At 70.8% G+C, this 23,045-nt stretch carries 14 protein-coding genes and 1 riboswitch; of the genes, 8 read left to right on the forward strand and 6 right to left on the reverse strand.

The annotated features are described in order from the left end of the window. Window positions 1–96: 96 nt before the first annotated feature. Together OIE53_RS25850 and OIE53_RS25855 are read right to left on the reverse strand one after the other, a co-directional pair. On the reverse strand, window positions 97–5,892 hold the full coding sequence (locus OIE53_RS25850) for a ThuA domain-containing protein (RefSeq protein ID WP_327024046.1): 5,796 nt from the start codon (window positions 5,890–5,892) through the stop codon (window positions 97–99). 357 nt (window positions 5,893–6,249) lie between these two features. Beyond that, window positions 6,250–10,956: a ThuA domain-containing protein gene (locus OIE53_RS25855; RefSeq protein WP_327024047.1), complete on the reverse strand. Its 4,707-nt coding sequence runs from the start codon at window positions 10,954–10,956 to the stop codon at window positions 6,250–6,252. 331 nt (window positions 10,957–11,287) lie between these two features. After that, a riboswitch (TPP riboswitch) is annotated at window positions 11,288–11,397 on the forward strand. On the opposite strand from OIE53_RS25855, the gene thiE reads away from it, so the two are divergent. From thiE to thiC, 7 genes are all read left to right on the forward strand, one after another. Continuing rightward, on the forward strand, window positions 11,392–12,018 hold the full coding sequence (thiE, locus tag OIE53_RS25860) for a thiamine phosphate synthase (protein ID WP_327024048.1): 627 nt from the start codon (window positions 11,392–11,394) through the stop codon (window positions 12,016–12,018). Its footprint overlaps the riboswitch before it by 6 nt. Beyond that, window positions 12,012–13,160 (forward strand): glycine oxidase ThiO, encoded by a 1,149-nt coding sequence (thiO, locus tag OIE53_RS25865; RefSeq protein ID WP_442791356.1) that lies wholly within the window; start codon window positions 12,012–12,014, stop codon window positions 13,158–13,160. Before thiE ends, thiO begins: the two co-directional genes overlap by 7 nt. Further along, window positions 13,151–13,351, forward strand: a complete 201-nt coding sequence (thiS, locus tag OIE53_RS25870; protein WP_327024050.1) for a sulfur carrier protein ThiS — start codon at window positions 13,151–13,153, stop codon at window positions 13,349–13,351. The genes thiO and thiS overlap by 10 nt, the downstream gene beginning before the upstream one ends. Window positions 13,352–13,356: 5 nt before the next feature. Continuing rightward, on the forward strand, window positions 13,357–14,130 hold the full coding sequence (locus OIE53_RS25875; RefSeq protein ID WP_327024051.1) for a thiazole synthase: 774 nt from the start codon (window positions 13,357–13,359) through the stop codon (window positions 14,128–14,130). Window positions 14,131–14,153: 23 nt separating this feature from the next. Next, window positions 14,154–14,822 carry a thiamine phosphate synthase gene (locus OIE53_RS25880; protein WP_327027420.1) on the forward strand — a complete coding sequence of 223 codons (669 nt, stop codon included), beginning with the start codon at window positions 14,154–14,156 and terminating at the stop codon, window positions 14,820–14,822. Then, a complete protein-coding gene (gene thiD / locus OIE53_RS25885) occupies window positions 14,819–15,607 on the forward strand; it encodes a bifunctional hydroxymethylpyrimidine kinase/phosphomethylpyrimidine kinase (protein WP_327024052.1) in 789 nt (262 codons plus the stop codon). The genes OIE53_RS25880 and thiD overlap by 4 nt, the downstream gene beginning before the upstream one ends. A gap of 16 nt (window positions 15,608–15,623) precedes the next feature. Then, complete coding sequence (gene thiC, locus OIE53_RS25890; RefSeq protein WP_327024053.1) at window positions 15,624–17,216, forward strand: phosphomethylpyrimidine synthase ThiC; 1,593 nt, start codon at window positions 15,624–15,626, stop codon at window positions 17,214–17,216. A gap of 36 nt (window positions 17,217–17,252) precedes the next feature. On the opposite strand, the gene OIE53_RS25895 is transcribed toward thiC, so the two are convergent. The 4 genes from OIE53_RS25895 to OIE53_RS25910 form a co-directional block, all read right to left on the reverse strand. Beyond that, window positions 17,253–19,574 carry a hypothetical protein gene (locus OIE53_RS25895; RefSeq protein WP_327024054.1) on the reverse strand — a complete coding sequence of 774 codons (2,322 nt, stop codon included), beginning with the start codon at window positions 19,572–19,574 and terminating at the stop codon, window positions 17,253–17,255. 78 nt (window positions 19,575–19,652) lie between these two features. Then, entirely contained in the window at window positions 19,653–19,982 is a 330-nt protein-coding gene (locus tag OIE53_RS25900; RefSeq protein ID WP_327024055.1) for a cupin, read from the reverse strand. Beyond that, complete coding sequence (locus OIE53_RS25905; RefSeq protein ID WP_327024056.1) at window positions 19,979–20,929, reverse strand: LLM class F420-dependent oxidoreductase; 951 nt, start codon at window positions 20,927–20,929, stop codon at window positions 19,979–19,981. Before OIE53_RS25905 ends, OIE53_RS25900 begins: the two co-directional genes overlap by 4 nt. 2 nt (window positions 20,930–20,931) lie before the next feature. Next, window positions 20,932–21,717, reverse strand: a complete 786-nt coding sequence (locus OIE53_RS25910) for an ABC transporter ATP-binding protein (RefSeq protein ID WP_327024057.1) — start codon at window positions 21,715–21,717, stop codon at window positions 20,932–20,934. 268 nt (window positions 21,718–21,985) lie between these two features. Here OIE53_RS25910 and OIE53_RS25915 point away from each other — a divergent pair, with 268 nt between their 5' ends. Then, window positions 21,986–23,011 (forward strand): ABC transporter substrate-binding protein, encoded by a 1,026-nt coding sequence (locus OIE53_RS25915; RefSeq protein ID WP_327024058.1) that lies wholly within the window; start codon window positions 21,986–21,988, stop codon window positions 23,009–23,011. The last annotated feature ends 34 nt before the right edge of the window (window positions 23,012–23,045 follow it).

The raw sequence follows: 23,045 nt of genomic DNA on the forward strand, positions 1-23,045 counted from the left end.
GGGTGTATGAAGCGGCCCGGCACGCGTGCTGCGTGCCGGGCCGGTTCGTGGTTGGAGCGGGGCCCCGTCCGGTCGAGACCGGACGGGGCCCGTGGATCACAGCCGGCGGCCGGGTGCCAACCGGGTCGGGTCGTCACCGAGGCGTCCGGCCCCCTTGACGGACTTGCCCTCGTTGGCCTTGACCCCTGCCGTGCTGGCCGTGCCGCCGAGCCGAACGATCATGGCGTCGGCGTCCCGGATCAGCACCTCCCGGATCTCGGCCTCGGCGATGAGCTTGGCGTCGGCGGCAAGGTCGCGGAACTTCTTCAGCTCCTTGATCGCCTTCTCGTCGTTGCCCTTCGCCTCCTCCTTGCGGACCTTCTCGAGCTGCTTGGACAACTGCTCGTGCGCCTTGTTCGACAGGCGTCCCGTCGCCTTGAACCGGTCCAGCAGGAACTGCATGTCCCGGAACGAGGTGGTGACGAAGAACCGGACCGAGGCGGTGGTGCTGTTACCCGCCTTGTCGGTCGCGGTCACGGTCAGCTCGTGCAGACCCAACGGCAGCTCGTACATCGCCTGGAGGGTGCCGCTGTAGTACGGCCGGCCGTCCAGGGTGCCGACCACGGTGGCGATCCCGGAGGTCGGGTCGACCGCCTGCCAGGACACCCGTACGTCCTGGCTGTCGCCGTACAGTTGGCCGTCGGCGATGCCGGAGACCAGCAGGGTCGGCTTGGTGCCGTCGATGCGTACCACCGCGGACTTCAGGGTCTCGACGTTGCCGACCTTGTCGGTGGCCCGGTACAGCAGCTCATGGGTGCCGTCGCCGCTGATCTCCACCGGCTCGGAGTACGGCGTCCAGGCGCCACCGTCGAGTGACCACTCCAGCAGTTCCACCCCGGAACCGGCATCGGTCGAGGTGAGCACCACCGGGATGGTGCCGTCGTGCCAGCCCTCGTCGTTCGCCGGAGCGAACGTCGCCGTGCTGACCGGGGCGGTGGTGTCGATTCGGACGGTGACCGTCTTCGTCTCCTCCACGTTGCCGGCCTCGTCGACGGACCGGAACCGCAGCTCGTGCTCGCCGTCCCCGGTCACCTGCACCGGATCGGTGTAGGTGGTCCAGATGTCGGCCTCGCCGAGCTGGTACTCCGTGCGGGCCACCCCGCTGCCGCCCTCCTCGTCGGTGGCGGACAGGGTGACCGTCACCGGCCCGGTGTGCCAGCCCTCGATCGGGGTGCCGGACACCTCGGCGGTGGTCACCGGCGCCGTCGTGTCGCTCGGAGCGTCCTCCGCAGAGAACCGGAAGTAGTCGAAGGTGGCCACCTTCGAGGCGGTCTGGTTGCCGCTGAGGGTGAACACCCCGATCTTCGGGGTGGCCCCCACGGCCGCGTTGGTCAGCCCGGTCAACTCCGTCCAGGTGGTGCCGTCCGTCGAGTACGACCCGGTGAAGACGTCACCGGTGCGGGACACCCGTAGGTACCACTCGGAGGAGGTCAGGCCCTCCGCACCCGGTTGCGGGTCCTGGATCGACCCGCCGATCTCGCTGCGCAGCTCGATCCGTCGGGTCACCGGCTGGCCGGCCGGGTTGTCGGCGACGAAGTCGAACTTGACGTAGTTGTCGTCGTCGCCGTACACGATCAGACCCGCCTGCTGGTACTGCTCGTCCAGCAGACTGCCGTCGATCCTGGTCTCCATCGTCCAGTCGCCGCTAGGGGCGTTCTGCAGGATGAAGTTCGTCGGGTCGGTGTTGTTGGTGCCGTAGATGTCACCGTTGGGCACGTCGACGTGCAGCTTCCCGCCGCTGACCCGGTAGGCGCTCGGGTCCTCCCGCAGGATGGCGTTCCACCGGCACTTGTCCAGCGAGATGCCGTCGAACTCGTCGGACCGCTCGACCGGCCCGGCTGGCTCGTCCGGAGTCACCTGGAACCAGTCGAACTCGGCGTCCACGACGGGGGCGTCCGTGCCACCGTTGAGGGCGAACAGGCCGATCCGCGGGTTCTCGATGCCGGCCAGGTCGGCGGCGCGCCCGACCGGGCTGAAGGTCTGCCCGTCGGCCGACATCTCCGCGGTCAGGGTGCTGCCGTCGCTGCTGATCCGCAGCCAGACGGTGTCGCCTTCCGGTGCGGCGACGTTGTCGGCACTCTCGTTGCGCGGGGTGCCGGCAGTCTCCCGGAGGAACTCCACCCGGCGGCTGCCGTTGTAGAGCAGATCCACCTTGGCGTAGTTGTCGTCGTCGCCGTAGACGATCAGACCGGCCTGCTGGTAGGTGGCCGTGACCGGCACGGTCACCTTGGTGGTCGTCTGCCAGGCCCCGCTGGGTGCGGGCTGGAGCACCAGGTTGGTCGCGTCGTTGCGGCTGCCGTACAGGTCACCGGCCTCGGTGGGGATGCGCAGCGCGCCGTCGGAGACGGACAGGAGTTGGTTCTCCCGCACCACACTGGTCCACCGGTCCCGGTTCAGGGTGTCGCCGCTGAAGTCGTCCGAACGGGCCCCCAGGCAGGAGGTGTTCGGGGACTCGATGCGGATCGGCACGGTGGCGTACGACCGGGCACCTCGGCTGTCCGTCACCGTCAGGACGGCGGTGAAGGTGCCGGGCGCGGCGTAGGTGTGCTCGGCGTTGAGGGTGTCGGCCGTACCACCGTCACCGAAGTCCCACTCGTACGTCAGCGGGGTGTCGCCCTCGGGGTCGGTGGCCGTACCGCTGAAGGAGACCGCCAGCGGCGCGGTGCCGGTGGTCGGGGTGGCGTTGGCCGTGACGACCGGCGGGGCGTTGTCCGTGACTCCCTTGCCGAGGAAGTCGATCCAGTTGACGTTGAACAGGCTGTTCGTGCCGCCGGCCGGGTCGCGGGCGACGAAGAACAGCTTGCCGTCGGAGTCCGCCTCGGCCGGAACCTCAGCGGTGACATCGGTGTACGACTGCCAGTCCCCGGTGCCCGGTACGACGACCGAGGTGACCAGCGGACCGTCCGGCGCACCGGCCCGGACCTCGATCCGACCACCGGAGGCGGCCGAGGCCACCCGGAACCGGATCGACTCGATGCCGGTCAGGCTGGCCGGCTCGACCGACCACCAGTCGCCGTCCTCGATGAAGCCGATGTTCTCGCCGCCGCCCGCGGTGTCCCCGGCGGCCTCCCTGACCACTCCCGGGTCGCCGCCGCCGGTGCCGTCGGCCAGCCGACCGGTGTTGGAGTAGTACTCGGCCTGCTTGCGCTTGGGCTGCAGGATCTGCAGGGCCCGGCCGGTCAGCGGGCTGGCTCCACCGGAGCCGCCCTGGTCGGTGTAGGTGGCCTCCAGCACGGTGAACACGTTCGCCTCGGCGCCGTGTCCGGCGGCGAGCTGGGTCTGCACCACACCCTCGCAGCCGGTGTGCTGCTCCAGCGGGTGGGCGTGCTCGTCGTGACCCAGCAGCACCTGGAGTTCGACCTCGTCGCAGTCGATCTCCCCGTCCTCGGGGTCGGTCACCTTGATGGTGTACTTGACCTGGTCACCCCAGTCGAAGAAGCCGCCGTCCGGCGGGAACTCGATGGTGACCGTCGGTACGGTGTTGCCGACCGTGACCGGCACGTTCGCCACCGCGGTACGCCCCTTGGGGTTGGTCACGGTGAGCTGGGCGGTGTAGTTGCCCGCCGAGGCGTACGTGTGGGTGGGGTTGGCCTCCTCGGAGCTGTTGCCGTCGCCGAAGTTCCAGGCGTAGGTCAGGGCTCCGCCGTCCGGGTCACGGGAGCCGGCGCTGGAGAAGCTGACCGTCAGCGGGGCCGGGCCGGAGGTGGGGTCGGCGTTGGCCACCGCGATCGGGGCCCGGTCACCGGCGATGTAGTCGATGCGGTAGACCCCGGAGTTGTCGTTGTTGCCGCCGAAGCCGCTACCCCACTCGATCATGTAGAGCGCGCCGTCGGGACCGAACTCGAAGTCCATCGGCCGGATGAAGCTCATCCCGTCCAGCAGACGGTTGATGTCCACCAGGGACTTGCCGTCCGAGGTGACCTGCATGGTGTACATCCGCGACTGGTTCCACTCACCGAGCAGCGCCTTGCCGTCGTAGTACGCCGGCCACTTGCGGTCGGAGGTCAGGTCGGCGTCGTACCGGTAGACCGGGCCGCCCATCGGGGCGCCACCGCCACCGATCTCGGGGAACAGCGGGTTGGCCGCGTAGCCGTAGTCGACCGTGGCCGAGACGGCCGGCGGCAGGTTGGTCAGACCGGTGTTGTTCGGGGAGTCGTTGACCAGGTTGGCGCAGTCGAACTTCGCCCCGCTGGGCCCGGACGGGAACTGGTAGTCGTTGTACGCCCGGTTCGCGCCGTGGCAGTACGGCCAGCCGAAGTTGCCGGGCCGGTCGACGATGTTCCACTCGACCAGGCCCTCCGGTCCCCGGTTGGGGTTGGCGGAGGCGGCGTCCGGCCCGTAGTCGGCTACGTACAGCACGTCCGTTTCCAGGTCGATGCCGATCCGGAAGGGGTTACGGAAGCCCATCGCGTAGATCTCGGGGCGGGTCTTCTCCGTGCCCGGCGCGAACAGGTTGCCCTCCGGGATGGTGTACGTCCCGTCGTCCTCCGGGTGGATCCGGATCACCTTGCCGCGCAGGTCGTTGGTGTTGCCGGAGGTGCGCTGCGCGTCGTAGTCGGCGCGGCCGGGCCGCTCGTCGATCGGGGTGTACGCGTCCGAGGAGAACGGGTTGGTGTTGTCCCCGGTGGCCAGGTACAGGTTGCCGGCCGAGTCGAAGACCATCGTCCCGCCCGCGTGGCAGCAGGTGTTGCGCTGGGTGTCGACCCGCAGCACCTGCTTCTCGCTGGCCGGGTCGATCGTGTCGCCGGTGACCGTGAACCGGGACAGCAGGTTACGCGCGACCCCGTCGTTCGGGGCGTAGTAGAGGTACACCCAGTTGTTGGTGGCGAAGTTCGGATCCAGGCGGATGCCGATCAGGCCGTCCTCGTTGCCGGTGAAGACGTCGAGGTCGATCGCGGTGACGGTCTGCCCGGTGTCCGGCTTGATGATCTGGACCCGGCCGTCGCGCTCGATGTAGAAGACCCGGCCGTCGGCCGCGATGTCCAGCTCCATCGGGTTGCTGGTGTTGCTGTCCAGCGTCACCTTCTCGAAGCTGGAGGTCAGCGAGGCGCGGCAGTCGGCGCCGCTGACCCCGGCCGCGGTCCGGATGCCACCGAGCAGGTGCTGGAGGAACTCCGGCTCGGCGTACGACTCGCGGGTGTGACCGCCACCGGTGTACCAGGTCCGGCCGCCGTCGTAGTCCCGGCACCAGGCGATCGGGTGGTCGTGACCCATCGCCCCCGTGCCCGGGGAGTAGCTGCGCTCGTCGAGGGTGGCCAGCACGTGCACCTTGCCGCGCGGGTTGGTGCGGAAGTTGTACCACTCGTCGTACCGAGACCAGCGCTCCGGCAGGTGGGCGGTGGACTCGTGCGCCGGGTCCTCGACCTTGACGGTGGCCGTCTGGTTGGCCGGGTGGTTGGCGAAGTACGCCCCCACCAGCTCGCCGTACCAGGGCCAGTTGTACTCGGTGTCGGAGGCGGCGTGCACGCCGACGTAGCCGCCACCGGTCTGGATGTAGCGCTCGAAGGCCTCCTGCTGTTCGGCGTTGAGCACGTCACCGGTGGTGGAGAGCCAGATCACCGCCCGGTAGCGGGCCAGGTTCGCGTCGGTGAAGGAGGCGCTGTCCTCGGTGGTCTCCACGGTGAAGCCGTGGGTGGCACCCAGTTGCTGGATCGCGGCGATGCCGGTCGGAATCGAGTCGTGCCGGAAGCCGGCGGTCTTGGAGAAGACCAGGACCGAGAAGTCGTCGGCGGCGGCCTGTGGTGCTGGGGCCGGCGCCGGTGCGGTCTGCGCCAGGGGTGCTGTCTTGGTGGTGGTGGGGGCGGCCTGCGCGGGTCCGCCGACGAGCGTGGTCACGGCGAGGCCGAGACTCATCAAGGCGGCGGTTATGGGTGCGCGGGCACGGTGTGGTCGGGACACTCCGGTCTCCTTGGTCCTGACGGACAGGGGTCGCGGGGCCGGTTCGCCGAAGACCGTCCCAGGTGGAGCCGGATCGGTCGCCTGCCGGGGCGTCCGTTCCAGCATTATGTTGAGCCGTTGAACAAATTACTTCCGCTCTATGAGTACTTGGCAAGGTTTCGATGAATAACGGTTCGGTAACGGAGGGTGACATTTCCCGGTATCACCCGCTAAGTCGTACGTCCGGTCTCGGGCCTTTGGAGGTCGGCCCGGCACCTCGGGACGGGAACCGGCCCGCACCCCTCCAGGTGCGGGCCGGCTCCGATCGGTCGACTAGCCCGGGGTCAACCGGAAGTAGTCGAAGGCGGCCGTCTTCGAGGCGGTCTGGTTGGCCCCCAGGGTGAACAGCCCCACCTTCGGGGTGGTCCCGACCGCGGTGCTGGTCAGGGAGCCCAGGCTGGTCCAACTCGTTCCGTCCGCCGAGTAGGCGGCGGTGTAGGTGCTGCCGCTGCGGGACAGGCGCAGGTGCCAGATCCCCTGGGTCAGCCCGGTGGCCTGGGGTTGGGTGCTCTGCACCACCCCGCCGACCTCACTACGGAACTCGATCCGTCGCGAGATCGTTTGACCGGCCGCGTTGTCCGTGACGTAGTCGAACTTCAGGTAGTTGTCGTCGTCGGCGTACACCAGCAGACCCGCCTGCTGGTACTGCTCGTTGAACAGGCTGCCGTCGACCCGGGTCTGGATCGTCCAGTTCCCGGCCGGACTGTTCTGCAGGATGAAGTTCGTCGGCCCGGTGTTGCTGGTGCCGTAGATGTCACCGTTGGGTACATCGATGCGCAGCGCACCGTCGGTCACCCGGTACCGGGTCGCCTCCTCCCGCACGATGGCGTTCCACCGGCACTTCTCCAGGCTGCTGCCGGTGAACTCGTCCGAGGGTGTGGCGCTCGTACCCGTCGTGGCCTCCGGGGTGATCCGGAACCAGTCGAAGTCCGCGTTCAGGACCGGGGCGGTGGTGCCGCCGTTGAGGGCGAACAGACCGATCCGGGGGTTGGTGATCCCGGCCAGGGCAGCGGACCGACCCACCGGGGTGAAGGTCTGCCCGTCGGTCGAGTAGGCCGCGGTCAGGTTCGTCCCGTCACTGGTCAGTCGCAGGTGGATGGTGTCACCGGTGGGAGCGGCCGTGGCGTCCGCGCTTTCGTTGCGCGGGGTGCCGGCACTCTCCCGGATGAACTCCACCTTGCGGTTGCCGCCGTAGACCAGATCCAGCTTGGCGTAGTTGTCGTCGTTGCCGTACAGGATCAGGCCGGCCTGCTGGTAGTCGGCCCGGGCCGCGACGGTGACCCGGGTGGTCGCCTGCCAGGCCCCGCTGGGCGCGGGCTGGAGCACCAGGTTGGTCGCGTCGTTGCGGGTGCCGTACAGGTCACCCGCCGCGGTGGGCAGGCGCAGGGCACCCCCGGTCAGCGAGTACCCCTGGCTGTCCCGCACCACACTGGTCCACCGCTGGCGATCCAGCGCGGTGCCGGTGAACTCGTCCGACCGTTGGGGCCCCTGCTCCACCTGGCAGGGCTCATTGCCCCCGGGCCCGTCGACCCGGATCTGCACGGTGGCCTGGCCCCGGGCACCCCGACTGTCGGTGACCGTCAGGGTGGCGGTGTAGTTGCCCGCCGTGGTGTAGGTGTGGGTGGCGTTGAGGGTGGTCGCCGTGCCACCGTCGCCGAAGTCCCAGGCGTACGTCAGCGGGGTGTCCCCGTCCGGGTCGGACGCCGTACCGGTGAAGGTCACGGCCAGTGGCGCGGTCCCGCTGGTCGGGGTGGCCGTGGCGGTGACCGTCGGTGGGGCGTTGCCGCTGACCCCAGGGCCGACGAAGTTCATCCAGTTGACGTTGAACAGGGTTCCGGTGCCCCGGTTGGGGTCCCGGGCGACGAAGTACAGCCCGCCCTCCGAGGAGGCGCCGTTGGGTATCTGCGCGGTGACGTCGGTGTAGGTCTGCCAGCCCTCGGTGCCGGCCACCGTGGCAGTGGTGATCAGGGGACCGTCGGCGGCCCCGGCCCGGACCTCGATCCGGCCACCGGAGGTAGCCGAGGCTACCCGGAACTGGATCGAGGTGACCCCGGTCAGGCTGGCCGGGCTGACCGACCACCAGTCGCCGTCCTCGATGAAGCCGATGTTCTGCCCGCCGCCGGCGGTGTCACCGGTGGTCTCCTTCTCCACCCCGGCGGTGCCGCCCCCGGTGGCACCGGCCACCCGGCCGGTGGCCGAGAAGTACTCGGCCTCCTTGCGCTTGGGCTGGAGGATCTTCAGGGCCCGGCCGGTCTGCGGCTCGGCTCCGTCGGAACCACCCCGGTCGGTGTAGGTCGCCTCCAGCACGGTGAAGACGTTCGCGTCCGCCCCGTGACCGTCGGCCAGCTGGGTCTGCACCGTGCCGGTGCAGCCGGTGTGCCGCTCCAGGGGATGGGCGTGCTCGTCGTGACCCAGCAGCACCTGGAGTTCGACCTCGTCGCAGTCGATCGTGCCGTCCTCTGGGTCGGTCACCCGGATGGTGTACGCGACCTGGTCACCCCAGGCGAAGAAGCCGCCGTCCGGGGGGAACTCGATGGTGACGGTCGGGGCGGTGTTGCCGACCGTGATCGGCACGTTCGCCACCGCGCTGCGGCCCGCCGGGTTGGTCACCCGCAACTGCGCGGTGTAGCTGCCGGACCGGGTGTACGTGTGGGTCGGGTTGGCCTGGGTGGAGGTGCCACCGTCACCGAAGGTCCAGGCGTAGGTGAGGGTGCCACCGTCCGGGTCGCGGGATCCGGCGCTGGAGAAGGTGACCGCCAGCGGGGGAGCCCCCGAGGTGGGGGTCGCCGCGGCCACCGCGATCGGAGCCCGGGCCCCGGCGGTGTAGTCGATCCGGTAGACCCCGGAGTTGTCGTTGTTGCCGCCGAAGCCGCTGCCCCACTCGATCAGGTAGAGCGCGCCGTCCGGGCCGAACTCCATGTCCATCGGCCGGACGAAGGTCATCTGGTCGAGGATCCGGTTGATGTCCACGAGGGTCTTGCCGTCCCGGCTGACCTGCATGGTGTACATCCGCGACTGGTTCCACTCGCCGAAGATCGACTTGCCGTCGAAGTACGCCGGCCACTGGCGGCGGGACGAGGTGGTCGGGTCGAACCGGTAGACCGGGCCGGCCATCGGCGCTCCGCCGCCGCCGATCTCCGGGAAGCGGCTGTCGCCGCCGTAGCCGTAGTCCACCGTGGCCGGGATGGCCGCCGGCAGGTCGGTCAGACCGGTGTTGTTGGGGGAGTTGTTCACCGGCGCGGAGCAGTTGAACTTGGCCCCGCTCGGCCCGGACGGGAACTGGTAGTCGTTGTACGCCTGGTTGTTGCCGTGGCAGTACGGCCAGCCGAAGTTGCCGGGCCGGTCGACGATGTTCCACTCCACCAGGCCCTCCGGGCCCCGGTTCGCGTTGGTGGTGGTGGCGTCCGGGCCGTAGTCGGCGACGTAGAGCACATTGGTCACCGGGTCGATGCCGATCCGGAAGGGGTTGCGCAGACCCATCGCGTAGATCTCCGGACGGGTCCGGGCGGTGCCCGGGGCGAACAGGTTCCCGCTCGGGATGGTGTACGTCCCGTCGGCCTGGGGCCGGATCCGCAGCACCTTGCCGCGCAGGTCGTTGGTGTTGCCGGCGGTACGCTGGGCGTCGTAGTCCGCGCGCCCGGAGCGCTCGTCCAAGGGGCTGTATCCGCTGGACTCGAAGGGGTTGGTGTTGTCCCCGGTGGCCAGGTACAAGTTGCCGGCCGAGTCGAAGGTCATCGTCCCGCCCATGTGGCAGCAGGTGTTGCGCTGGGTGGGCACCTCCAGGACGACCCGTTCGCTGGACGCGCTGATCGTGTCACCGGTGACGGTGAACCGGGACAGGTAGTTGCGGGACCCGCCCGCGCTCGGGGCGTAGTAGAGCCAGATCCACCCGTTGCTGCTGAAGTTGGGGTCGAGGCGGATGCCCAGCAGGCCGTCCTCGTTGCCGGCGAAGACACTCAGCCGCAGGGCGGTGACGGTCTGCCCGGTGTCCGGCTTGATGATCTGGACCCGGCCGTCGCGCTCGATGTAGAAGACCCGCCCGTCCTCGGCGATGTCCAGCTCCATCGGGTTGCTGGTGTTGCTGTCCAGCGTCACCTTCTCGAAGTTGGCGGCCCGACCGGCGCCGCAGTCGGCGTGCACCACCCCGGCCGCGGTCTGGATTCCGCCGAGCAGGTGCTGGAGGAACTCGGCGTTGGCGAAGGACTCCTGGGTGTGCCCGCCACCGGTGTACCAGGACCGGCCACCGTCGTAGTTCTGGCACCAGGCGATCGGGTGGTCGTGCCCCATCGCTCCGCTGCCCGGGCTGTAGCTGCGCTCGTCCAGCGAGGCCAGCACCTGCACCTGACGGGCGCGGGGGTTGGTGCGGAAGTTGTACCACTCGTCGAAGCGGGACCACCGGTCCGGCAGGTGCCGGGTCGACTCGTGGGTGGTGTCCTCGACCTTCACGGTGGCGGTCTGGTTGGCCGGGTGGCTGTTGAAGTAGGCGCCGACCAGTTGGCCGTACCAGGCCCAGTCGTACTCCGTGTCGGAGGCGGCGTGCACCCCGACGTATCCGCCACCGGCCCGGATGTAGCGCTCGAAGGCCGACTGCTGAGTGGCGTTGAGCACGTCACCGGTGGTCGACAACCAGATGACCGCCTTGAACCTGGCCAGGTTGGTGTCGGTGAAGGCGGCACCGTCCTCAGTGGTGACGACGGTGAAGTTGTTCGCGGTGCCGAGCTGTTGGATGGCCCGGATGCCGGCGGGAATCGAGTCGTGGCGGAACCCGGCGGTCTTGGAGAACACCAGGACGGAGAACGGCTCCGCCGCCGCGGCCTGAGCGGTGGTGGGGGCGGCGGCCTGGGTGGTGGTACGGCCGGCGGCCTGGGCGGCTGTGGGGCGGGCGATCGGGAACGGCGCGGCGGTCAGAACGAGTGCCAGGGCGAGTAGCGCCACGGCTAACGGGTCGAGCGTTGCTCGCCCGCGGCTGAGTCGGGGCACGAAGATCTCCTCTTTCCGTGTAGGACGGGTCGGAGCGGACGTCGGTGGCTACTCCGGGTCGGTCCGAGTGCTCGTACCTGACGGTGAGGGTCTGGCTGCCGAGGAACTGAGCCGATCAAACAAATTTCCTTTGGTCGATCGGTTTCGGGCAAGACTCATTGATGTAACAGCTTGGTAACGAGGCGTCCTTCAATTGGCATGAGTCACTGCATATCCGGGTCCCTTGTGGTCGCCGGTCGAGGGCAAGACGGTTGAGTCCGGCCAGCTCGCGGGGTCGGCCGGGGCAGGTCCGGGGGTTGGCGGCGTAGCCGAAACGACGTACGGTGACACCCAACGAACCCACGGGAGCCCGGTGTACCGGGCTGAGAGGGGGGCTGCCAGCCCCCGACCGTCGAACCTGATCCGGGTAATGCCGGCGCAGGGAGGAGTGTTGCCGTGCCGTCCCTCGGACGACTGCATCTGATCACCGACACCCGACCGGGGCGGGATGCGCTGGCCGTGCTCGCGGCCGTCCTGCCGGTGGCCCACCCCGAGCTGGTGGTCCAGGTCCGGGCCGAGGACGCCGTCACCGACCGGGAGGCGTACGAGCTGACCTGCCGGGTGCTCGCCCGCTGCCGGCCGTACGGCGTCACCTGCCTGGTCAACGACCGCCTGCATGTGGCGTTGGCGGCGGGGGCCGCCGGCGGTCATGTCGGCGCGGAGGACCTGCCGGTGGCGGCGGCCCGGCAGGTGCTCGGCCCGCAGGCGGTGCTGGGCGCCACCGCCCGGGAGCCGGTTTCCGCCGCCGAGGCGGTCGCCGCCGGAGCCAGCTATCTGGGCGTGGGCCCCTGCCACGCCACGACCACGAAGGACGGCCTGCCCCCGGCGATCGGGGTGGCCGGCGTCCGGGCGGTGGTCGAGGCGGTCGCCGTGCCGGTGATCGCCATCGGGGGAGTGACGGCGGCGGACGTACCCGGGTTACGGGCCGCCGGCGTGTACGGGGTGGCGGTGGTCGGCGCGCTCTCCGCAGCCGCCGATCCCGCCCACGCCGCAGCCGACCTGGTCAGGGCGCTGACGTGTTAAGCAGGGGCCCTTCCTATACCGGAGACGTTAAGCGGGGGCCCTTCCTTGCACCGCAGGTGGCGGTGGTGGGGGCGGGGCCGATCGGGTTGGCGATCGCCTGGCGGTGCGCGGCCCGGGGACTGCGGGTAGTGGTGCACGATCCGGCTCCGGGGTCGGGAGCCTCCCAGGTGGCCGCCGGGATGCTGGCGCCGGTGGCGGAGGCGTACTTCGGTGAACACGAACTGACCGGGCTGCTCACCGAGTCCGCTCGACGCTGGCCGGCCTTCGCCGCCGAGCTGACCGAGGCCAGCGGCCTGGACATCGGGTACCGGACCGAGGGCACCCTGATGGTCGGGCTGACCGCCGACGACCTGGCCGAGGCGCGGCGGCTGTGGGCGTACCAGCAGGGTCTGGGTCTGCCGGTGACCCCGCTGCGGCCCTCCCAGTTGCGCGAGCATGAACCGGCGCTGGCCCCCCGGGTTCGCGGGGGTGCCCTCGCCGCCACCGATCACCAGGTCGATCCGCGTCGGCTGGTACCGGCGCTGCGGCTGGCCGCCGAGCGGGCCGGCGCGGTGCTGGTCACCGAGCCGGTGGGGCGACTGTCCGAGGTGTCCGCCGAGGTGACCGTGGTCGCCGCCGGCTGCGGCACCGCCGCCCTGACCGGGCTGCCGGTCCGCCCGGTGAAGGGCCAGGTGCTGCGGCTGCGTACCCCAGACGGCGGCCCGCCGGGCTTCCGGCACGTCATCCGGGGGTACGCCGACGGCGAGCACGTCTACCTGGTCCCGCGCGAGTGCGGTGAGGTCGTGGTCGGTGCCACCGTCGAGGAACGCTCCGACCTGGCGGTCTCCGCCGGTGCGGTGCTGCGGCTGCTGCGGGCCGCAATCGACCTGCTGCCCGAACTGGCCGAGTACGACCTGGTGGAGACGATCGCCGGGCTGCGCCCCGGCACCCCGGACAACGCCCCGATCCTGGGGCCGCTGCCCGACCGCCCGCAGGTGCTGGCGGCCACCGGTCACCACCGGCACGGAATCGTGCTGACCCCGGTCACCGCGGACCTGATCACCGGCCTGATCACCGGGGCGGAAGCGGACGAGTCGATGCTCAGTCCCTTCCGGGCCGACCGGTTCCGTCCGGACAGCAAGGAGGACGACAGATGGAGTTGACGGTCAACGGAGTCGGGCAGGTGGTGCCCGACGGCGCCACGGTCGCTGAACTGGTACGACAGGTCACGCCGCAGCACCGGGGGGTGGCCGTGGCGGTCAACGGCGAGGTGGTGCCGCGTACCGGATGGCCGGCGACCGTGCTGCACGGCGGCGACCGGGTAGAGGTGCTCAGCGCCGCCCAGGGCGGGTGACCAGGATGGACGGCTTCGAGATCGGCGGTACCCGGTTCGGGTCCCGGCTGATCCTGGGTACCGGCGGAGCGGCCAACCTGCACGTGCTCGAACAGGCGATCCGGGCCTCCGGCACCGAGCTGGTCACCCTGGCCCTGCGCCGGGTGGACACCGTCCCCGGCGGCTCCGGAGGTCTGCTGGACCTGCTGGAGCGGTGCGGGGTGCGACTGCTGCCGAACACGGCCGGCTGCTACACCGCCCGGGAAGCCGTGAAGGTGGCGCACCTGGCCCGGGACGCCTTCGACACCGACTGGGTCAAACTGGAGGTGATCGGCGACGAGCGGACCCTGCTGCCCGACGGGGTGGAACTGCTGCGCGCCGCCGAGGAACTCGTCGCCGACGGATTCACCGTGCTGCCGTACACCTCGGATGATCCGATCCTGGCTCGTCGGCTGGCCGACGTCGGTTGCGCGGCGGTGATGCCGGCGGGCTCGCCGATCGGGTCCGGGCTGGGGGTGTCCAACCCCCACCACATCCGGCTGATCCGGCAGAGCATCGAGGTGCCGGTGATCCTGGACGCCGGGATCGGTACCGCCTCGGACGCGGCGTTGGCCATGGAGCTGGGCTGCGACGCGGTGTTGCTGGCCAGCGCGGTGACCCGGGCCGCGGACCCGGTGGCGATGGCCACCGCGATGCGCCACGCGATCACCGCCGGTCGCCTGGCCGCCGGTGCCGGCCGCATCCCCCGCCGCTTCCACGCCCTGGCCAGCACCCCCGACGAAGGCCGCCCCGAGCTATGACCCCGCACCCGGGCGCCGACGGCTTGTCCGGGCCCCGGACCGTCTCCGGCGTGGTGGTGCTGACGGACCGGCGGGTTACCCGGCGGCCGTTGGCGGAGGTGGTGGCGGCGGCCGTGGCCGGGGGCGTGCGTTGGGTGCTGCTGCGCGAGAAGGACCTGCCCCGCGCCGAACGGTTCGCCCTCGCCGCCGACCTGCGGCCGATCGTGGCCGAGGCCGGCGGCACCCTCATCGTCGCCGGCCCCGACCCCCTGCTGCCCACCGAGCCCGCCGCCGGCGGGGTCGTGGGGGCGGAGCCTGTGGTGGCGGTGCACCTGTCGGCGAGTGACCCCGGTCCGCCTATGGGGGCCGACCTGGTCGGTCGGTCCTGTCACGACGAGGCGGAACTGCGTCGGCTGCGCACCGAGGACTACGTCACCCTCTCGCCGGTCTATCCGACCAGGACCAAACCCGGCTACGGGCCGGCGTTGGGGCCGGCGGGACTGGCCGGGTTGATCCGGCTGAGCCCGGTGCCGGTGCTGGCGCTCGGCGGCATCGAGACACCGGCCCAGGTACGCGCCTGTAGGCAGGCCGGCGCCGTCGGCGTCGCCGTCCTCGGCGCGATCATGCGTTCCCCTGACCCGCAGCAGACCGCTGCCGAACTGACCAGCGCCTTCCAGGCAGCTTCGACCAGCAATGTTGAGGAAGACAGATGACCCCTACCACCGTGCTCACCGTGGCCGGCTCGGACTCCGGCGGCGGCGCCGGCATCCAGGCCGACCTGAAGGTCTTCGCCGCCCTCGGCGCCTACGGCACGAGTGTGCTCACCGCGGTCACCGCGCAGAACACCCGAGGTGTGGACGCCGTCCTGCCGCTGCCCCCGCAGACGGTCACCGAACAGTTGGACAGCGTGCTGTCCGACTTCGCGGTGCGGGCGGTCAAGACCGGGATGCTGGGTACGCCGGCGGTGGCGGGTGCGATCGCCGACGCGGCGGCGGCCGGGCGACTGCCGCAGCTCGTCGTCGATCCGGTGCTGGTGGCCACCAGCGGACACCGCCTCGGGGTGGTGGCGGCGGTCGAGCGGCTGTTGCCGTACGCCCGGGTGGCGACCCCGAACAGCGCGGAGGCCGCGGCTCTCACCGGGGCTGCCGTGACGGATCTGGCGGAGATGACGACGGCCGCCCGGGCCCTGGCCGCCGGGGGCCCGGAGTGGGTGATCGTGACCGGCGGTGATGTGGACACCGGCGGCGAGGCCCTGGATGTGCTGCACGGCCCGGAGGGCACGACCGTGCTGCGGGCCCCCCGGGTGCCGACCCGGCACAGCCACGGGACCGGGTGTTCGTTCTCGGCGGCGACCGCGGTGCGGTTGGCCATGGGCGATCCGGTGGCGGTGGCGGTGGCGAAGGCCAAGAAGTACGTGAGCCGGGCGCTGGCCGGCGCGCGGAACTGGGAGTTGGGTGCGGGACGCGGTCCGTTGGACCACTTTGGCTGGTCCGCCTGAGTACAGGGAGGCTGTCATGCAGGTACGGCGCAAGGTGTACGTCGAGGGCTCGCGGCCGGAGATCCGGGTGCCGTTCGCGGAGGTGGAGCTGACCGGGGACAACCCACCCGTACGGCTCTACGACACCTCCGGTCCGGGCTCCGACCCGCAGGTGGGGCTGTCCCCGCTGCGTGGGCCGTGGATCGCCGAGCGGGGGGATGTGGCCCCGGTACGCGGTCCGGGCACCCCCCTGGCGGGGGCGGACGGCAAACGGCCGACCCAGCTAGGGTACGCCCGGGCCGGGGTGGTCACCCCGGAGATGGAGTTCGTGGCGATCCGGGAGGGCATGTCACCGGAGTTCGTCCGGGAGGAGATCGCGTCCGGGCGGGCGGTGCTGCCGCTGAACGTCAACCACCCGGAGTGCGAGCCGGCCATCATCGGCAAGGCCTTCCTGGTCAAGGTGAACGCCAACATCGGCACCTCGGCGGTCAGCTCCTCCGTGGCCGAGGAGGTGGAGAAGCTGACCTGGGCTACCCGGTGGGGCGCGGACACCGTGATGGACCTGTCCACCGGCAAGCGGATCCACGAGACCCGGGAGGCGATCGTGCGCAACTCGCCGGTGCCGATCGGCACGGTGCCGATCTACCAGGCGCTGGAAAAGGTCGGCGGTGACCCGGTCAAGTTGAGCTGGGAGGTCTTCCGGGAGACCGTGATCGAACAGGCCGAGCAGGGCGTGGACTACATGACCGTGCACGCCGGGGTGCTGCTGCCGTACGTGCCGTTGGCGGTGGACCGGGTGACCGGCATCGTGTCCCGGGGCGGGTCGATCATGGCGGCCTGGTGCCTGGCGCACCACGAGGAGAACTTCCTCTACACCAACTTCCGGGAACTGTGCGAGATCCTGGCCCGCTACGACGTGACCTTCTCCCTCGGCGACGGGCTGCGGCCGGGTTCGATCGCGGACGCCAACGACGAGGCCCAGTTCGCCGAGCTGCGTATCCTGGGCGAGCTGACGAAGATCGCCTGGGGGTACGACGTACAGGTGATGATCGAGGGTCCGGGTCACGTGCCGATGCACAAGATCAAGGAGAACGTGGACCTCCAGCAGGAGTGGTGCCACGAGGCACCCTTCTACACCCTGGGCCCGCTGACCACGGACATCGCACCCGCGTACGACCACATCACCTCGGCCATCGGGGCGGCGATGATCGGCATGTTCGGCACCGCGATGCTCTGCTACGTGACCCCGAAGGAGCACCTGGGCCTGCCGGACCGGGACGACGTCAAGGCGGGCGTGATCGCGTACAAGATCGCGGCCCACGCGGCCGACCTGGCCAAGGGGCACCCGGGCGCTCAGGCCTGGGACGACGCCCTGTCCAAGGCGCGGTTCGAGTTCCGCTGGGAAGACCAGTTCAACCTGTCCCTGGACCCGGAGACCGCACGGTCGTACCACGATGCGACGCTGCCGGCCGAACCGGCGAAGACGGCCCACTTCTGCTCGATGTGCGGGCCGAAGTTCTGCTCCATGAAGATCACCCAGGACCTCAAGGAGTACGCCGCCCGGGGCATGAAGGACAAGTCCGACGAGTTCCTGGCCGCCGGCGGGCGGGTCTACCTGCCGCTGGCCTGACCGGTCCGCTCTGCCGGCTGGTCGGCCGGGGTCGATTCAGTCCCGGTGGTGCCGGCCGGTCGAGCGCAGCGAGCGGCGGGACTTCTTCGGAGCGGGCTCGTCCTCGGCCACGGGTCGACCGAGCCCGGTCACCCAGTCCACGTACTCCTCGTCCTGGGCGGGCAGCGGCTCCTCGCCGTCGACCGTGCCGCCCGGGCGGGATCTGCCCCGCCGGAACAGGCCACGCAGCCCCTTGTCGCGGTCCTCACCGGGCTGGACGTCCTCCGGGGTGACCGCAGGTGGCTTGGTGAAGGCGGCGGACAGGTCACGGGCGGTGGCCGCCGGGTCGGTGGCGCGGGCCGGGGCGGCGGCGAAGGCCGCCGAGACCTCCGGTGTGGTGGTCTGCTGGTCCTCGGCCGGTGGCGGATCGGCCGGTCGGGCGGGCGCGAAGGCGTTCCACGGCGTTGCCGAGTTCAGTTCGGGCAACGACAGGCGGTGTCGGGGGCGTGGTGCCGGTTCGGGCCGCAAATCGGTGGGGGCCGAGTCGGTGAGGGTGGACGGGGACTGCGTCGGCCGGGCGCTGTCGTCCGGAGTGGCCGGGGCGTTCAGGTCAGGTTCGACGGGGCCGGTCGCCTCCGAGGAGGTGGCGGTAGGCGCGCTGGGGTCGGCTGGACTGTTGTCGTCACTGGTTTTGGTGGCCTCCGGCAGGACGACCGGTTTCGCCTGCTCGGGCTGTTGGTCCGCAGACTGCTCTGGCTGTGGCTGCACCGGGGCGGCCGTCGTACCGGCCCGGGGTTTGCGGGTCCGCCGGGGGGTCGGCGCCTTGCCCGCCGAAGCCTCGACTGGATCTGGCGCTGCTGACGCAGCCGGGGCGGGTGCCAGCGGCGAGCGGGCGGACCGCTTGGCCAGCGGAATGTCACTGCCGTCGCCCACCGGAGCGGAGTCCTCCGCAGGATCGACTGTCTCCGCCGCCGGGGTCGGTGCCCGCTGAGTCTCGACGGCCGACGTGGTGGCCGCCGTTGGCCCAGGTCCTGTGCTCGCCGCAGCCGCTGTCGGCCCAGGTTCGGTGGCCGCCGTTGGCCCAGGTCCCTTAGTCGCCGCAGCCTTTGTTGGCCTGGGCGCCGTGGCCTTCGTGGGCCTGGGTTCCGCCGTCGCCGGGGCTTGCGCCGGTCCGGGTTCTGTGGTCGCCGCAGCCGCAGTCGGCGCAGGTTCCCAGGTCACCGTGGCCGGTTCGGATTCTGTCGCGGACAGGTGGTCGGTGGCCGGGGTCGGGGCGGGGTGGCGGTCGGCAGCCGAGGTCGGCGGCAGTCGCCGTGCTTCGGGGCTGGCTTCGGTCGTGACCTCGGTGGCCGTCGATGGGTCCAGGGAGGGCTGGGGTTCCGGCCACTGCCAGTGCGGTGGGGCGTCGGCAGCCGCTACGGGGTGGTGCTCGGCCGAACGGGGCGAGGAGGCGGGCAGGGCCGGGGTGGCGGGTAGCGGCTGGAGGATCGCGGTCGGTTCGATGGCCGGGGTGCCGGAGGCGGAACGACCGGTCAGCGGCCAGGGCAGCAGAGCGGCGGCGGCCGAACCGAGGGCGCCGACCCCGATCGCGATCAGGGCGCCGTAGTACGGGGCTAGTTGGTAGCGGTCGGCGGAGTCGCCGGGCCCGGCGGCCAGGTAGGCGAAGGCCACCAGCACCGGCCCGGCCACCCCGCTCGGCCCGCTGGTCAGCGGGGGGTGCCCGCGCCAGCGGGCGACAGCTCCACCGGCCAGCCCGGCCAGTAGGGCCAGCAGCGGCAGAATCAGCAACGCCAACCGTTGGGCCGTGTCGGCGGACAGCCAGGACGGTTCCAGCACGCCTAGGCGGACCGGGGTCAGCGGCCCGCTGGCACCCAGGGAGGGTACGACCGACAGCAGGGCGATCAGCCACATCGCCCCGGCCAGGGCGGCCATGTTCCAGGCGAATGGTGGGCGGACCAGGACGGCCAGCGCGGCACCGGCCCCGACCACCGCGCCGAGGACGGCGCAGATGGCGACCGCCCAGACCGGGTCGACCGAGATGAGCTCGGCGCTGCGGGCCGGCTGCATGCACAAGGGTGCCACGACGGTGGCCCCCAGGGCGGCGCTGCCGGCCACCGCCAGTTGCCGGCCGGTGCCGGTGAGCTGGCGGTCCTGCCGGGCCGCCCGCTCGGTCAGCACGGCACCGATCACGGCGGCGTTCGCCGCGAACCAGCCGACCCAGACGAGCTGGGCCGGCCACTGGTTGACGGTGGCGCCGTTGAAGGCGCCGGTGAGCCGGATGATGCCGAAGCCGAAGGCGAGGCCAAGCTGACCGGCTCCGGCCAGCAGGCTGACGCCGAACGCCGTGAGCAGTAGGCGGCTCAAGGTCCGATTGGCCATGTCCGGCACGTTACGTTCCGTTGCCACCGATCGCCACCGGCGCGCCGTGAACGCCCGTCCTACCTGGTTGCGGTAGGGCTACTTGAGTTCGATCAGTCGAGCCAGGTATGTCGTGTCGCCGACATTGGTGAGCATGTGCACCGCCCCGGGGTCGCGGTAGACCACCCCACCGGTCGGCTCGTCCGCGTCGATCCGGACGCCGTCGACGGTCTGGATCAGATTCTTCGCACCCTCAACGGCCACCACCAGGTAGGGGTGGTCGTGGCGGTGCAGCGGCTGCTGCTCGCCCGGCTCCAGCCGGATGTGCCAGACCCGTACCCGGTCGTTCTCGTAGACGATCTCCTGGCCCACCGGGCCGAGGACCAGGTCCTGGTCGGTCGCCGGGGCCACGGGGTTGTTGTCGATCATCGGGTCTTCTCCAGGTGGGGGAGCACCTCGCTGGCGATGAGCTCCAGGTGGTCGAGGTCAGACAGGTCGATCAGACGCAGGTGCACCCGCTCGGTGCCGATCGCGGCGAACTCGCCGATCCGGTCGACCAGTTGCTGCGGCGAGCCGACCACCGGATCCTCGGGCGGCAGGGCGCTCTTGACGTGCAGCGGCGCCGCCCGCCGTGCGGCCTCGGAGTCGGTACGCCCGACTGCCACCACGATGCCGGCCGAGTACACCAGCGGGGCTCGTCCGCGGTCGGCGCGGCCGATCTGGTCGCAGGCCTGCCGGACTCGCTCGTACGCCGCCGCGGTCTGCTCCAGGCTGGTGAACGGAACGTTGAACTCGTCGGCGTACCGGGCGGCCAGTTCCGGGGTACGCCGGGGACCCCGCCCGCCCACGATGATCGGCGGGCCGGGGGTCTGCACCGGCTTCGGCAGCGCCGGGGCCTCGGTGAGCTGGTAGTGCTTCCCGGTGTAGCTGAAGGTCTCGCCCGATCGCGTGGCCCACAGTCCGCTGATCACTTCCAACTGCTCGGCGAACCGGTCGAAGCGTTCCCCGACCGAGGGGAACGGGATGCCGTACGAGGTGTGCTCGCGGGCGTACCACCCGGCCCCGATGCCCAGCTCGACCCGGCCGCCGCTCATCTGGTCCACCTGGGCCACCATCACGGCCAGTGGCCCGGGTAGCCGGAAGGTGGCCGAGGTGACCAGGGTGCCGAGCCGGATCCGGCTGGTCTCCCGGGCCAGGGCGGCCAGGGTCAGCCAGGCGTCGGTCGGGCCGGGCAGGGCCGGCTCGTCCCCCATCGCCTGGTAGTGGTCGGCGCGGAGGAAGCCCTCGAACCCGCCCTCCTCGGCGAGCCGGGCGAAGCGGAGCTGGTCGTCGTAGCTGGCGCCCCGGTGCGGTTCGGTGAAGACGGTGACGCGCACCCTCATCGTCCTTCCGGACCGACACCCAGCGGCTGGTCGCGTTCCATCAGCAGCTCGTGCAGGTCGGCGCTGACCTGGGCGACCTCCGCCAGGTGGGCGTTGCGGCCCAGGGTGCGGGGTCGGGGGATGGCCACCTCGACGATCTTGCGTACCCGGCCGGGGCGCGGGCTGAGCACGACCACCCGGTCGGCCAGCAGGACGGCCTCGTCGATGGAGTGGGTGACGAAGACGACCGTGGCCCGGCTGCTCATGTGCACCCGCTGGAGTTCCCCGGACAGTTCCTCGCGGGTGAGCGCGTCCAGGGCGGAGAAGGGCTCGTCCATCAGCATCACCCGGGGGTTGCCGATCAGCGACCGGCACAGCGACACCCGCTGCTGCATACCGCCGGAGAGTTCGTGCGGCAGTCGCTTCTCGAACCCGGCCAGGCCGGCGACCTCCAGCAGTTGCCGGGCCCGCTCCCGGTGGTCGGCGCGCTTCCAGCCGAAGATCTCCACCGGCAGCAGCACGTTGTCCAGTACGGTCCGCCACGGCAGCAGGGCCGGTCGCTGGAACAGCATGGCGATGTCCTGGCGCGGACCGGTGACCGGGTCGCCACCCACGGTGATCGTGCCGGAGCTGACCGGAATCAACCCGGCGATCAACCGCAGCAGGGTGGACTTGCCGCACCCGGAGCGGCCGAGGACGGCGACGAACTCGCCGTCGCCCACGTCGAGGTCGATGCCGCGCAGCGCTTCGACTCGGCCGGTACGGCCGTCGAAGGTGCGGGACACCTCGGACAGACGGATCATCTCCGGGGGCCTCCGGCTGAGTGGTTGATCAGCAATCCGTCAAAGGCTAACCGGCTCTGTGCAGATTGCACCGTCCGGGGTGGAGTTGACTTTGTTTCCTTACCGCAACCCGATGCGCCTGGTGTCACAAAGCGAGACTTCTCGTACGCTGTGCCCGCGAAGAATCCCCCTCGATGCGCGGTGTCGGCTCCCTCCCGGCTGCCGGCGCCGCCCGACAGACCCCCTCCGGCGGCCCGATGCCCCGGTGGGAAAGGACAAGGTGTACTTGATGAAAAGGCTGACCCGTACGGTCGCCGCGGCCACGATGGCCACCGCACTAGCCCTCGTCGCCGCGTGCAGCGGCTCGGACGAGGCCGACGACACCAACGGCGGTGGCGCCGCCCTGGAGCAGGTGACCTACCTGACCTCGTTCGGAAACTTCGGGCGTGACGCCTACGCCTGGGTGGCCAAGGAGAAGGGCTACTTCAAGGAGGCCGGCTTCGAGGTCGAGATCAAGCCTGGCCAGGGCACCGGCTCGATCATCCAGACGGTCGTCGGCGGGCAGGCGCACTTCGGCCCGATCGACCTGACCGGTGGCCTGCTGCAACTCGGCAACGGCGAGGCCAAGGACTTCGTCGCGGTCGCCGCGATCCAGCAGCGCACGATGGCGGCCATCGCCACCGTCGAGGGCACCGGCATCAACACCCCGAAGGACCTGGAGGGCAAGAAGCTCGCCGACACCCCCGGCTCCGTCGTACGCAACCTCTTCCCGACGTACGCCCGGATGGCCGGCATCGACCCCACCAAGGTCACCTGGGTCAACGGTGAGGCCCAGACCCTGATGGTCACCCTCGGCTCCGGCTCGGTCGACGGCATCGGTCAGTTCGTCGTCGGTCAGCCGACGATCGAGGCGGTGACCAAGAAGAAGGCCGTTCTGCTGCCGTACAGCAACGTGATGCAGGACCTCTACGGCAACGTGCTGATCACCTCGAAGCAGATCGCCAGCGAGAAGCCGGAGATGGTCAAGCGGTTCACTGCGGCGCTGCTCAGGGGCCTGGAGGACGCCCTAGCCAACCCGCAGGAGGCGGCCGAGATCCTGGCCAAGAACGTCGAGGCGGTCAACCCCGTCGCGGCTGCCGCCGAGCTTCAGCTGATGGCCGGCTACGTCCGCTCCAGCAACTCCGGCACCGCCCTGGGCACCCTGGACAGTGGCCGGGTGGCGAAGAGTATCGCCATCCTGCGCGGTGCGGGTGCGTTGAAGTCGGATCTGACCCCCGAGCAGGTCATCGACTTCAACCTGGCCCCCAAGAGCTGAAGCTGATCACGTCGATGCCGGGTACGCCGCACCC

This window comes from Micromonospora sp. NBC_01739, assembly GCF_035920385.1.
Taxonomy (GTDB): Bacteria; Actinomycetota; Actinomycetes; order Mycobacteriales; family Micromonosporaceae; genus Micromonospora.